This window comes from Bacillus sp. lyk4-R2A-2 (assembly GCF_030209735.1).
Taxonomy (GTDB): Bacteria; Bacillota; Bacilli; order Bacillales; family Bacillaceae; genus Bacillus; species Bacillus pumilus.
In genome coordinates this window covers 305672-318487 of the sequence record NZ_JARVRK010000006.1, presented here as the reverse complement: position 1 = coordinate 318487, position 12816 = coordinate 305672, and the positions used below count along the sequence as shown (strand labels likewise).

General features: G+C 44.1%; 13 protein-coding genes. 12 read left to right on the top strand and 1 reads right to left on the bottom strand.

The annotated features are described in order from the left end of the window. Positions 1–8: 8 nt before the first annotated feature. The 4 genes from QRN39_RS12555 (at position 9) to QRN39_RS12540 (ending at position 3322) form a co-directional block, all read left to right on the top strand. The gene (locus QRN39_RS12555) at positions 9–1037 is read left to right on the top strand and encodes a FecCD family ABC transporter permease (RefSeq protein WP_199852786.1); all 1029 of its coding nucleotides are present in this window, start codon (positions 9–11) and stop codon (positions 1035–1037) included. After that, complete coding sequence (locus QRN39_RS12550) at positions 1034–2035, top strand: FecCD family ABC transporter permease (protein WP_050944240.1); 1002 nt, start codon at positions 1034–1036, stop codon at positions 2033–2035. Before QRN39_RS12555 ends, QRN39_RS12550 begins: the two co-directional genes overlap by 4 nt. Before the next feature lie 17 nt (positions 2036–2052). Next, complete coding sequence (locus QRN39_RS12545; RefSeq protein WP_284907578.1) at positions 2053–2958, top strand: iron-hydroxamate ABC transporter substrate-binding protein; 906 nt, start codon at positions 2053–2055, stop codon at positions 2956–2958. A 139-nt stretch (positions 2959–3097) separates the two neighbouring features. After that, the gene (locus tag QRN39_RS12540; protein ID WP_003212682.1) at positions 3098–3322 is read left to right on the top strand and encodes a phage holin; all 225 of its coding nucleotides are present in this window, start codon (positions 3098–3100) and stop codon (positions 3320–3322) included. An 88-nt stretch (positions 3323–3410) separates the two neighbouring features. Here the strand turns inward: QRN39_RS12540 and slrR are convergent, their stop codons facing one another. Then, on the bottom strand, positions 3411–3881 hold the full coding sequence (slrR, locus tag QRN39_RS12535; RefSeq protein WP_050944236.1) for an HTH-type transcriptional regulator SlrR: 471 nt from the start codon (positions 3879–3881) through the stop codon (positions 3411–3413). Between the two features lie 251 nt (positions 3882–4132). On the opposite strand from slrR, the gene QRN39_RS12530 reads away from it, so the two are divergent. The 8 genes from QRN39_RS12530 to QRN39_RS12495 all read left to right on the top strand — a co-directional run bounded on the left by QRN39_RS12530 (position 4133) and on the right by QRN39_RS12495 (position 12815). Further along, entirely contained in the window at positions 4133–4864 is a 732-nt protein-coding gene (locus tag QRN39_RS12530; RefSeq protein WP_044138999.1) for a YveK family protein, read from the top strand. Beyond that, positions 4854–5537, top strand: a complete 684-nt coding sequence (locus QRN39_RS12525; RefSeq protein ID WP_003212774.1) for a CpsD/CapB family tyrosine-protein kinase — start codon at positions 4854–4856, stop codon at positions 5535–5537. Before QRN39_RS12530 ends, QRN39_RS12525 begins: the two co-directional genes overlap by 11 nt. Positions 5538–5702: 165 nt before the next feature. Then, positions 5703–7577 carry a polysaccharide biosynthesis protein gene (locus tag QRN39_RS12520; RefSeq protein WP_284907356.1) on the top strand — a complete coding sequence of 625 codons (1875 nt, stop codon included), beginning with the start codon at positions 5703–5705 and terminating at the stop codon, positions 7575–7577. Further along, the gene (locus tag QRN39_RS12515; RefSeq protein ID WP_284907355.1) at positions 7543–8682 is read left to right on the top strand and encodes a glycosyltransferase family 4 protein; all 1140 of its coding nucleotides are present in this window, start codon (positions 7543–7545) and stop codon (positions 8680–8682) included. The genes QRN39_RS12520 and QRN39_RS12515 overlap by 35 nt, the downstream gene beginning before the upstream one ends. Positions 8683–8684: 2 nt before the next feature. Next, the gene (epsE, locus tag QRN39_RS12510; RefSeq protein ID WP_284907354.1) at positions 8685–9524 is read left to right on the top strand and encodes a glycosyltransferase EpsE; all 840 of its coding nucleotides are present in this window, start codon (positions 8685–8687) and stop codon (positions 9522–9524) included. Then, a complete protein-coding gene (locus QRN39_RS12505; RefSeq protein ID WP_268459233.1) occupies positions 9517–10647 on the top strand; it encodes a glycosyltransferase family 1 protein in 1131 nt (376 codons plus the stop codon). Before epsE ends, QRN39_RS12505 begins: the two co-directional genes overlap by 8 nt. A gap of 14 nt (positions 10648–10661) precedes the next feature. Then, positions 10662–11765 carry an EpsG family protein gene (locus QRN39_RS12500; protein ID WP_003213102.1) on the top strand — a complete coding sequence of 368 codons (1104 nt, stop codon included), beginning with the start codon at positions 10662–10664 and terminating at the stop codon, positions 11763–11765. A gap of 27 nt (positions 11766–11792) precedes the next feature. Next, complete coding sequence (locus tag QRN39_RS12495; protein WP_106029347.1) at positions 11793–12815, top strand: glycosyltransferase family 2 protein; 1023 nt, start codon at positions 11793–11795, stop codon at positions 12813–12815. Position 12816: the final 1 nt, after the last annotated feature.

The window sequence follows — 12816 nt, the reverse complement described above, 5'->3', positions numbered from 1 at the left end:
CACCGATTTTGCAGGATAAGCGAACACCTCAACAAAAACGATCATCATATATTCTGTTCTTTTTGATATTTTTTCTCGCCGTCCTTAGTTTGGCTGTTGCTATGTTTTTGGCTGTGTCATATGGTGCCAAAACATTGTCTCTGCAAACGGTTTGGACAGCTGTATTTGACTATCAGTCAGATGTCACAGAGCAGCAGATCATCCATGAGTTAAGACTTCCTCGTGTTTTAGGAGCAGCTCTTGTTGGAGCGGCATTTGCCGTAGCGGGTGCGCTCATGCAGGGGATTACAAGAAACCCGCTGGCCGATGCGGGAATTTTGGGCATCAATGGCGGTGCGATGTTTGTGGTCGCTCTTTGTTTTGCTTTTTTCCCAGGCATCCCTTATTCGGCACTTATGTTGTCTTCCTTTTTTGGTGCAGTGCTCAGTACGCTGCTGATCTTTGCGATTGGTGCGGCAGGCGGCGTTTTGACACCGCTGCGCTTAACTGTAGCAGGAGCCGTTGTGGCTGCATTGCTTCATGCACTTAGCTCTGGAATCGCGATTTATTTTGACTTAAGTCAGGATCTTGCGTTTTGGTATGCAGGCGGCGTGGCTGGTGTGAAATGGCCGCAGCTGACAATTCTTGCTCCGGTCATTCTCATAGTGATCGTATGGGCGATGCTATTAGGACGGTCATTGTCGCTACTGTCGCTTGGTGAAGATGTAGCGGCAAATTTAGGGGTGAAAACGCGACAAGTGCGAATACTAGGAATGGTAGCTGCTGTATTATTAGCAGGGGTTTCTGTGTCAGCAGTCGGCTCCATTGGGTTTGTCGGTCTTGTCATCCCGCATATCGCACGAAAGCTGGTTGGTATAAACTATCGTTTCGTCATTCCGATGTCAGCGATATTAGGCGCGGTGCTGCTTGTCTTTGCTGACCTTGCCAGCCGCACCGTTAATCCGCCGCGAGAGCTTGCCATTGGCGTGATGGTGGCACTTGTCGGTGTTCCTTTCTTCTTGTATATTGCCAGAAAAGAAGGGAGGAACCTGTCATGAGAGAGAAACAGCGGGCTCTTGTTGTGACAGTCGTTTTGCTTTGTTTAAGTGTGGCTGTTGTGCTGTATAGCTTAAATACCGGTACGCTAAAACTAAATCCTCTTGTAGTCGTCAAAACGTTATTCGGCTTTGGAGATTTTCAAAGTGAAACGGTGCTGTTTGACTATCGTCTGCCTCGAATCGTGGTAACGATGCTAGCGGGAATTGGTCTTGGTATGGCGGGAGGCATTTTGCAAAGTTTATCTCGTAACCCGCTGGCCGATCCAGGGATTATTGGACTGAATGCAGGCGCCGCATTTGGCTTAATCGTGTTTGTGACGTATTTCCACGCACTAGAAGGCAATCCCTCTCTTCTTATTCCGCTCTTTACATTTGGCGGAGGGTTACTTGCGGCAGCGGTCATTGTGCTTTTGGCGTATGACCGGCAGGAAGGGCTCGTTCCCATCCGGCTGATCCTAGTAGGAATTGCAGTTGCAGCGGGATTCAGTGCTTTGACATTATTTTTGTCATTGAAGCTAGATGAAGATACTTACACATTTGCTTCAAGATGGCTTGTCGGAAATGTCTGGGGGAGAGATTGGATTCATGTGTTAGCGCTTCTGCCTTGGATTGTATGCCTTGTGCCGCTTACGCTGATGCAGTCAAGCACGCTCAATGCGTTGACATTAGGAGATGCTGTCGCCTCAAGTGTAGGTGTACGTGTTCAGCGTCAGCGTCTCCTTTTGCTGACCTTAGCTGTTGGTTTGGCGAGTGCAAGTGTTTCGATGACAGGCGGTATTGGTTTTATTGGACTTGTCGCCCCGCATTTGGCAAGGCGACTTGTCGGCTCGCTTCATCAATACTTTTTACCGGTTAGTGCGCTGCTTGGCTTGTTGATTTTGGTCAGTGCCGATACAATTGGACGTTCCATCTTTGCCCCAAATGCCATACCAGCGGGTGTCGTTGTGGCTTTTATCGGCGCTCCTTATTTTCTCTATTTATTAACAAAAACGAAATAAACAAGAAAGAGGAACTCATCATGAAAAAATTACTTGTGCTTGGTTTAACGCTCTGTTTTATTTTGCTTGCCGCTTGTGGTCAACAGGAAACAAAGAATAAAGCAACTCAAAATGATCATGGAACACCGAAAATTGCTTCCTTGTCTATTCATTTAACGAATGACTTATTAGCTCTCGGTATCAAGCCAGCAGGCTCTGTTGTAGGAGGGGATTTAAAAGATTTTCTTCCACATGCCAAAAAGCAGCTGAGTGGTACGAAGAAGCTGGGCATCGCAGCCGATCCTGATATGGAGTCGCTGCTTGCATTAAAACCAGATGTTATTTATGTCGATGAAGAACTAGCTGGACAAGACTTATCGAAATATAAAAAAATTGCCAAAACAGAAGTGTTTAATTTAAATAACGGCACTTGGCGCGATCATTTGAAAAAAATCGGCAAGCTCGTCAATAAAGAGAAAGAAGCCGATCAATATATTCAGGATTACAATCAAGAAGCAAAAGAAGTCAAATCGCTCATCAAACAAAAGATTGGAAACGGAAAAGTAATGGCGATCCGTGTGACGGCAAAGGAGCTTCGAGTATTTAGCATGAAGCGCCCAATGGGTCCAATTTTGTATGAGGATTTAGGCCTCACACCTGTCGATGGGGTGAAGAAACTGGACAGCAAGCGGCCATTTGAAGTGATTTCTCAAGAGGTTCTTCCTGACTATGATGCAGATGCTATCTTTGTCGTTGTGAACCGTGATGATAAAGCGCAGCAGGCATTCAAGCAATTAGAAAAGACGCCGATTTGGAAGGGTCTAAAAGCTGTGAAGAACAATCAAGTCTATCCGATTGCCGATCAGCCATGGCTCGATTACTCAGCACTAGGCAATAAAATGGCATTGGATGAAGCGAAAGAGATGTTTTCTACATCAAAATAAGATGAAATCAGGCATCATTCCTTATATAGGCATGATGTCTCTTTTTTTGATCCGGTCTTCTATTCTTTCGGTTTTTGCATACATATGAGAGAGAACGAGCCGTACCGCCCGTGAAGGGGAAGAAAGGGAGGGGTTACAGTTGGAAGTTCAAAAAATTAGTGCAGGTACAATCGCAAGGCTTGTGCTGCTTTTGCTCGCGCTTGTCAACAGTGCGCTAACCGCTGCGGGAAAAAGCCCAATACCTATTGATGAAGAAGGTATTCAGCAATTCATCACGTTAGTCTTTCTTGGAATTACATCTCTCTGGGCCTATTGGAAAAACAATGATATAACGAAAAAAGCACGAACAAAAAAAGCAGAATAAGAGGAAAAAGAGCCTTTTCATGATAAAAGGCTCTTTTTCAGCGAAGCGTCAAACGCCTCTCCCCGCAATTTGACTCTTCCTGAAAGGCTTACGCCCGTCGTTCTCCCATGTTGGCGAGGAATGCTTTTACTTCCTCAATGCTTAAGCCGATAGCTTTCGCCTCACTCATCAGACGCTTCCACTCTGTTATATTCGAATCCGTCAACTTTCTATGAGTGACATGTAACGTCTTTTCTTCCTGCTCCTTTCGGTACGTTTGGAGCAGCTGATAGAGTTCTTCTTTTGGCATGCCGGATTGGACGGCATTGACGATATGCTCCCGCCATTCGTGTTCACCACTCTCAGACTCATGAAACATCAACGTCTCTGCATCAAATAGCTCTTGTAAATCAATCTCTAGCGAAGAGGATACCTTTTTTAAAAACTGGACAGATGGATTTCTGTGGACACCACGCTCTATCTTACTCAAATACGATTTAGAAACATGGGCATCTTCAGCCAGCTGCTGAATGGAGTATCCCTTCCTCTTTCGGTAAATGCGTATCACCTTTCCTATCATTCGATCATCCCTTCTTCCTGGCGAATCGTACTGCGACCTTTTCGTTCATTATAAGAAATAAATTGTTCTTTATAAAATTCAAAAACGTAAGAATTAGGAAGTAAACAAAAGAAAACGAACGATTTCGTTCTTTAAAAAGAACTATAAGACCTATTATGACATTTTTCTTTGCGGGTATTATCTTTTATAATCCAATCATTAACAAAAAGAAACCATATATAACCTTTTTATGATGAAATCGGGAGGTATCTATGAATGAGAATATAGGTTTTAAGCAGCTGTTTTCTGTCATTAAAGAGAAAATGGCCCTTCTGATCCTGATTGTCCTGATCGTAACGGGCATTTCAGCCTACTATCAGTTCTATGTCTCGACTCCTGTATATCAGGCAACCACTCAAATTCTTGTTCATAAACGCAGCAATGACGCACAAGCGAACTTAAACGATATTCAGATGAACCTTCAATATACACGTACCTTTCAAGTTTTATTAAAAAGTCCGATCGTCATTGAAAAAGTAAAAGAAACACTCAATCTCACAGAATCAGCTGAAGGATTAAAACACAAAATTGCCACAAGTACAGAAAATGAGTCTGAGGTCATCAATATTTCTGTGCAAGATGAGGATCGCGCAAAGGCAGTTGCCATCGCGAATACTGCAACAGAGGTGCTGCAAGAAGAAATCAAAAAAACCATGAATATGGATCGCATTAATGTTTTGTCTGAAGCCAAGCTGTCCAATACGATTCTCATGAATTCAAGAAAATTCGTTCATATCGTACTGGCACTAGGCGCCTCTTTATTAGGGGGGATAACACTCATTTTCTTAATGAACCTACTCGATGATACTGTAAAACGAACACATCAAATAAGAGAAGAGATCGGATTGCCGTCGCTCGGTAGCGTCTATCAGATGCAGGCAGACAGGAGGGCAAAAAAAGACAAGCAGTCCGTCATAACGGGAGGACAGAACATTGATCTTTAAGAGAAAGAAAAGAGAAAAGAGAGATTTATCCTGTATTTCTGTATTAGATCCTCACTCTGTCATAGCAGAACAATTTCGTACGATCCGAACGAACATCGAATTCACATCAATCCAAACAAGGCTGAAATCCATATTGGTGACATCCTCCTTGCCGAAGGAAGGGAAATCATTTACGGCTGCAAATCTAGCAGCTGTTTTTGCACAGCAGAAAAAGCGGGTGCTGCTAATGGATGCTGATTTGCGAAAGCCGGCTGTTCATGAATATTTTGACCTGAGTCATCACACGGGCTTGACCAATGTGCTATTAAATAATTGCAGCTTGGAGGAAGCTATTTTACCCACACCTATTGAACATTTAGAGCTGCTTCCGAGTGGAACCATTCCGCCGAATCCAGCTGAGCTGCTCTCCTCTTCTGTCATGAAGCAGCTGTTTTATGAAATTGAACAGCAATATGACATGGTGATTGTTGATTCTGCGCCGCTTCTGCCAGTAGCCGATGCAAAGATCCTGGCGAACCGGACAGATGGAAGCATTCTTGTTGTCTTAAGCGGCAAAACCAAGATAGCTGCGGTCAAGAAATCAAAAGAAGTGTTAGACGGGACAACAGGTAAACTGCTTGGGGCTATGCTAAATGGCAAGAAAGAGAAAAAGGGAAGGCTGTATATGTATTAACAAGATTGATAGGTGATGTCTCCTAATCTTTAACAATGGAGGCACTCGATCCTGCTGTGGGCATGACCAATGCCTTAGATGCTCGTCATCAATAGTGGGATGTGAGGACGGGTTTGATGCCCATTTTACGTAAGAATAGTGATGTTTTAAAAAGGGGGAGGAGCGTTGACTTACGCCCAAAGATTATCAATCATCGTGGCACTAGATTCATATCTCATCTTAGTGGCTGTCTTTTTTGGTTTTCAATTTGTCCAAGAAGCGGCGTTAACTGTTTATACATTTGAAATGCTCGTCATTTCTTCGCTCAGTCTACTCATTGGGCACCATTTGTTTTCGTATATTTTTCACGTGTACAAGCAAGTATGGGCTTATACAGGGGTAAGAGAGCTATTTTCTTTAATGAAGACCTTTGTATGTTCTTTTTTATTTTCAATGGCAATGCTGTACCTTTTCGTGCAGACATGGCCCTTCCGTTTTTTATTCATCGTGTGGCTTTTTCACGTATTATTCATCGGTGCATCTCGAATGGCGTCCCGGCTATTACATGATGGGGCAAAGCGGCTGCAGGTAGAAAAGGAGCGGGCCTTAATCATTGGCGCCGGATCAGCTGGAACCATCATCGTTCGTCAGCTTCAGCAATCGAGTGATGTACATATTGAGCCAGTCGCCTTCATAGATGATGACAAGACGAAGCATAGGCTTGAAATCATGGGACTGCCTGTTCTAGGTGGAAAAGAACAGATTCAAACAGCTGTTGTGATGATGGATATTCAAAAGATCATCATCGCCATTCCGTCCAAAAGCAGCCATACGTTAAAAGGACTGTATAAGGAATGCGTAGCGACTGGGATCAAGACACAGATCATGCCGGAGATGGAGCAGATTTTAAAAGGAACCCATGCGCTGAATCAATTACGAGATGTACAGCCAGAGGATTTATTAGGTAGAGAACCGATTCAATTAGATTCGAGCCGTCTATCTGTCCATTTAAAGGGGAAAACCATCATGGTCACAGGGGCAGGCGGATCGATTGGGTCAGAAATCTGTCGTCAAATTTGTGTGTTTGCTCCTCAAGCGATTGTGCTTGTGGGACATGGAGAATTTAGCATTCATTCTATTTTACTAGAGCTGAAAGAAATCTATGGGGACACCATCAGTCTCTATCCGCAAATTGCGGATATCCAAGATAAACAGAAAATGAGTGAAATCGTTGGTCAGTTTCAGCCGGATATGATTTATCATACTGCGGCACATAAGCACGTCCCGCTCATGGAGATCAGTCCAAAAGAAGCAGTGAAAAACAATATTATCGGGACAAAAAATGTCGCAGAAGCTGCACATGAGCATGGCATTGAAACATTCGTCCTCATTTCCTCTGACAAAGCGGTCAATCCTGCCAATGTGATGGGCGCCACAAAGCGATTTGCTGAAATGCTGATCATGCAAATGGGGGCAAGCAGTGACACAAAATTTGTCGCGGTTCGGTTTGGAAATGTACTCGGAAGCAGGGGAAGCGTCATTCCAATTTTTAAGAAACAGATCGAACAAGGCGGGCCGGTCACGGTCACGCACCCAGCCATGACAAGATATTTTATGACCATTCCAGAAGCATCGAGACTTGTCATTCAGGCGGGTGCCTTGGCAGAAGGAAGACAGATTTTTGTATTAGATATGGGGGAGCCAGTGAAAATTGTTGACCTCGCAGAAAACCTCATTCACCTCTCAGGCTACACCACAGACCAGATTCCGATTACGTTCACAGGCATTCGCCCTGGGGAGAAAATGTATGAGGAACTACTCAACCAGCATGAAAAAGCACAGGAACAAATTTTCCCGAAAATTCATATCGGCCATGCGCTGGATGGGGATCCATATGTGCTGAACCGCTTTATCCATGAATTTGACATGATGAGTGAAGAGCAAATGAGAGAAGCATTGTTTGCTGCCATCGAATCGCATGATTTGTTGTCTGAACAGATGACAAGAGAGGGGGAAGCGCTTGCCGATGAAGAAAAAAGTCTTGTTTTGCGCAACGGTTGACTATCATTTTAAGGCATTTCACCTTCCGTATTTCCGGTGGTTTCAGGAACAAGGATGGGAAGTGCATACAGCGGCAAATGGTCAGCTGGAGCTTCCCTATGTGGATCAAGCGCACTCAATTCCGATTCAGCGCTCTCCTTTTCATGTGCACAACCGGTTTGCGTATGTGGAGCTGAAGAAGCTGTTAGCGAAAGAGCACTACGACTTCATCCATTGCCACACACCAATGGGAAGTGTAATTGGCAGACTTGCAGCCAAAAGCGCGCGCAAAAAAGGGACGAAGGTTCTTTACACAGCACATGGCTTTCACTTTTGGCAAGGAGCGCCGCTTCAAAACTGGCTGCTCTATTATCCGATTGAGCGATGGCTCGCCCGCCATACAGACGCTTTGATCACCATTAATGGAGAGGATTTTAAAAGAGCAGATCGTCTATCAAAAGAACGGGCATCTGTCTACTATGTTCCTGGTATGGGTGTGGATATGAAACGATTTGCACCAGTTACTGCAAAAGAGAAGCAGCGTCTTCGTGCAGTCCATGGCTTTTCTTCAGAAGATTTTATTGTGCTGTGCGCTGGCGAATTAAATGCGAATAAAAACCAAGGGATGCTCATCAAAGCATGTGCCCAGCTATATAGGAAAATACCAAATGTGAAGGTCGTGTTTGCCGGTGAAGGGGCAATGCGACCGATGTATGAAAAGCTGGTTCACGAGCTCCATCTTGAAAAGCATGTCCACTTTGCTGGTTTTTGCAAACAAATTGAGGAATGGATGCATTTGAGTGATGTATGTGTGTCGACTAGTTTGAGAGAAGGGCTCGGCATGAATCTGCTTGAAGCGATGTCTGCGGAAAAGCCGGTCATTGCAACAGAGAATAGAGGACACTGTGAGTTGATCAGACATGGCGTGAATGGTTTTTTAGTCAAACCGCATGATGTGAATGACTTGGCTGAATATTTGCACCAGCTTTATCACAAAAGAGATCAGCTGCCCCTCATGGGAAAAGCGGGGCGCTCCTTAGCCCATGCATTTGCACAGGAGCAGACGGTGAGTGCTATGGAAGAAATTTATACAACCTTTATGGATCAAGCAGAGAAGGTGATGTGAGCATGCATAAGCCAAAGGTGTCTATCATCATGGGCGTCTACAATTGCCAAGACACAGTAGAAGAAAGTATTGAATCCATTCTTCATCAAACATATGATAATTGGGAGTTCATCATATGTGATGACGCATCAACAGACGGCACCTATGAAAAAGTGCTGTCCTATACAAAACGAGAACCTGAAAGAATTCGCCTTATCCGCAATGAGCATAATCAAAGGCTCGCTGCCAGTCTGAATCGCTGTCTAGCTGAAGCGAGGGGAGACTTGATTGCAAGGCAGGATGGCGACGATATATCAGTACCTGATCGTTTAGAAAAACAGGTGCATTTCCTTGAATCACATCCTGAATATGATGTGGTCGGGACGGCGATGACCGTGTTTGATGAATCGGGTACAAAAGGTGTACGTGCACTGATTTCAGAGCCTGATCGAAAAGTGCTGGCAAGAGGGACGCCTTTTTGTCATGGAACCATTATGATGAGGGCTGCTGCGTACAAGGCTTTAAATGGATATCGCTCTGTGAAAACAACGAGGCGGATGGAAGATATTGATCTGTGGATCCGTTTTTTTGTTACGGGGAGAAAAGGCTTTAATTTACAAGAGCCGTTATACCTTGTGAGAGAGGATGAAGCGGCTTTTCAGCGTCGTAAGTTTCAATATTCGATAGACAATGCTTGGCTCGTTTTGAAAGCATGCTGGTTATTAAAATTGTCGCCGGTTCATTATTTGTTTGCGCTAAAGCCGGTGATCCGCGCCTGTTTATCACCGAAGATCATGAAATTTTATCACCAGCGGAAGCTGGAGGCGCCTTTGTTGAAAAGGAGGACGATTCGGGATGAGTGAGCCAAAGCGTGTACTTCATATTGTGGGCGGGATGAACCGCGGCGGAGCTGAAACGATGATCATGAACATCTATCGTGCACTCGATAGAAATGTCCTCCAATTTGACTTTATTACCCACCGGAAGGATGTCTGTGATTATGATGAGGAAATTCAGAGGCTCGGAGGACGTATCTTTTACGTCCCGAGTATTGGGGCATCCTCTCCTTTGGCATTTGTCAGAACATTGACAAAGACGATCAAACGAACAGGACCGTATCAAGCAGTGCATGCACATACAGATTTTCAAACAGGCTTCTCTGCCCTTGCTGCGAAATTGGCGGGTGTAAAGGTGCGGATTTGTCATTCGCATAATACAGCTTGGAAACAGTCGCCAAATTGGGTAGACCATTTGATGCTCAAAGGGTTTCGCCGGCTGATTTTTGCATTTTCTACAAAGCTTGTTGCATGCGGTGAGGATGCCGGCTCCTTTTTATTTGGGCAGAAAAAAATGAAGAATGGACAGGTTGAGGTGCTGCCGAATGGGATTGATTTATCCCTTTTCTTTCAGCCTGATCCAGAAGAAAAGGTGAAGATCAAAAAGCAGCTTGGTCTTCAGGAAAAGAGTATGGTGATAGGTCATATTGGTCGTTTTCATGAACAAAAAAATCACGTTTTTTTTATGGAATTGGCACAGACCTTAAAGAAGCAGGGGGTCTCATTTCAGCTTGTCCTTGTAGGGGATGGACCGCTGAGGCAGGTGGTTGAATCATATGCGGAAAAGGCCGGTTTGTTAGACAACATTGTCTTTACAGGCGTTGTATCGGACGTTCCAGACTATATGAAAGCATTTGATGTATTTGTGATGCCTTCCTTGTTTGAAGGCCTTCCACTCGTTTTAGTGGAAGCACAGGCATCTGGATTGCCTTGTGTGATTTCAGATCATATTACAGAGGAAGTAGATTTAGGCTGCGGTCTTGTGAAAAGAATGTCGCTGCGGGATTCCGCGCATGAATGGATGAAGGCGGTACTTGAAGCGTATCATGCAGAGCCTCCTCTTCAAGAGACCATTACGTACCAGCTTGAACAAAGAGGATTTGATGTCAAACAGAACATCACACGTGTGATGAAAGGATATGGACTGTAAGGAAGGAATGGCAGATGGCGGTATATTTGGTGAACATGATCATGGTCTATTTATGGTCGAGCTTTGCCGCATTTTACGGCAGGCGTGATGATACCATTCAAAGCGGATGGCGGCCTAACAAGATTCTCGTGTTATTTCCGTTTTTGTTTCTTTGTATTGTCGCTGGTATTCGGTACAAAGTAGGAACCGATTTTGTCACATATGGACAGATGTATGAGTTCTCCATCAATTATGAAAAACCTTGGCACATATTCGGATTTGGTGTGGACAAGGCGGCCACTGACCCAGGATTTACGTTTATTTTATGGATGCTCAATCAACTGTCCCATGATCCGCAAATCATGTATATCTCGGTTGGGGCGATCACTTATTTTTTTATCATCAAGACGCTCATTCAATATGGTCGTCCCTTTGAGCTGAGTATGCTGCTTTTTCTCGGCACCTTTCATTATTACGCTTCGTTTAATGGCATGCGTCAGTATATGGTGGCGGCGGTTCTTTTTTATGCCATCCGTCTTGTGATCAATGGTCAGTGGAAATTGTATTTTCCGCTCGTCCTCGTATGTTCATTGTTTCATTCATCGGCTCTCATCATGATTCCTGTGTATTTTATCGTGAGAACAAAATCGTGGTCTTGGATGATGCTGGTCTTATGCATGATTTTCTTAGGGTTAACCGCTCTTTATGACCGCTTTATTTCTGTGTTTGTCGTAATGCTGCAAGGCAGTTCATATGGGCATTACGAGGAATGGCTCACAACGAATACAAATGGAATGAATGTGACAAAAATCGGTGTATTGATTTTGCCGCTTTTGCTTGCGTTCTTTTATCGAAAACGGCTTCGTGAGCTGACGCCTGAGAGTGATTACGTTGTGAACTTTTGTTTGCTCGGTTTCTTGTTTGGCATCCTTGCCACCAAGGATGTCATTTATGCAAGATTTCATATTTATTTTGGCTTGTATCAGCTTATTTTACTGCCGTATTTCACACGTATTTTTGATCAGCGGTCTAATGTTTTTATCTATGTAGGGATTGCTGTTTGCTATATTCTGTACAGCATCATGCTGATGCCGTTCGATTCATCTGTGTTACCGTACAGGACGATATTTACAAAGTAGATTTTGAGAAAGGTGGGGCATGTTGTAATGCCAGCTATCAGTCTATTGGTCGCAGTCTACAATACGAGTCAGTATGTGGAGCAATGCCTTCAATCAATTGCAGATCAAAGTTTTTCAGATATAGAGGTTATTCTCGTGAATGATGGATCTACAGATCACAGCGGAGAATATCTTGAAGCATTTGCTGCGCAAGATCAGCGGTTTCGGGTCATTCATCAAACCAATCAAGGGCTAGGCGCTGTGAGAAACCGGGGTATCGAAGAAGCAAAGGGCACGTATATTGCCTTTATTGATTCAGATGATATTCTCGCGCCTCATTACTGCGAAGCCTTGCATGAAAAAGCTGAAATGACCGGCGCAGATTTAGTGATCAGTGAGTACTGGATTCAATTTGAACAGTCAAAGCGAACCATACCAACGACGCTGTTAGCCGAGCGGTCGGCGGAAAAAACGATTTTAATTGAAGCGTTATTGCACGGAGACATTACGGGGTTCTCATGGAATAAGCTGTATCGGCGTGCCTTTATCGAAGAACACGACATTCGATTTCCGTTGCGGGGAGAACTTGAGAACATAGAAGATCAATATGTGACGCTGCGCTGTTTTTCTTTATCACGCAGTATTGCCTTTGTTCATGAACCACTTTATTACTACCGTGTTCATCTATCTTCTATTGTGCAGCGATATCAGAAGCAGTATTTTCATCATGGACTAACCTTTTATCATGCACAGCGCTTGTTTTTGACAGAATATGATGACATCTCTCTGTATGAGAAGGCACTTGATTTTTTTATTGTCAATCACACCCTTCATTGTATGCTCAACGAATGGAAGAGCCAAAATGCACTCTCTCTTCGGGAAAAGCTTGATCATATGCGGGAAATGGTGACACACGAGGCTTTTCAGCATGCCGTCAAACAAGTGGAACCATCGAAGCTCACCGCGCGAAAGCGAATGATTTTATTCCTTGCGAAGTGCCGGCTGGTCTATCCGCTTTCTGCCGCCGCTTCTAGCTATCAAAAATGGATCGAATATCAAACAAGGAAATAGG

Excerpts from the sequence above, each read along its gene's own strand:
- QRN39_RS12550 (WP_050944240.1), top strand. The coding sequence starts at position 1,034 with ATGAGAGAGAAACAGCGGGCTCTTGTTGTGACAGTCGTTTTGCTTTGT.
- slrR (WP_050944236.1), bottom strand. The coding sequence starts at position 3,881 with ATGATAGGAAAGGTGATACGCATTTACCGAAAGAGGAAGGGATACTCC.
- QRN39_RS12530 (WP_044138999.1), top strand. The coding sequence starts at position 4,133 with ATGAATGAGAATATAGGTTTTAAGCAGCTGTTTTCTGTCATTAAAGAG.
- QRN39_RS12515 (WP_284907355.1), top strand. The coding sequence starts at position 7,543 with ATGAAGAAAAAAGTCTTGTTTTGCGCAACGGTTGACTATCATTTTAAG.
- epsE (WP_284907354.1), top strand. The coding sequence starts at position 8,685 with ATGCATAAGCCAAAGGTGTCTATCATCATGGGCGTCTACAATTGCCAA.
- QRN39_RS12505 (WP_268459233.1), top strand. The coding sequence starts at position 9,517 with ATGAGTGAGCCAAAGCGTGTACTTCATATTGTGGGCGGGATGAACCGC.
- QRN39_RS12500 (WP_003213102.1), top strand. The coding sequence starts at position 10,662 with ATGGCGGTATATTTGGTGAACATGATCATGGTCTATTTATGGTCGAGC.
- QRN39_RS12495 (WP_106029347.1), top strand. The coding sequence starts at position 11,793 with ATGCCAGCTATCAGTCTATTGGTCGCAGTCTACAATACGAGTCAGTAT.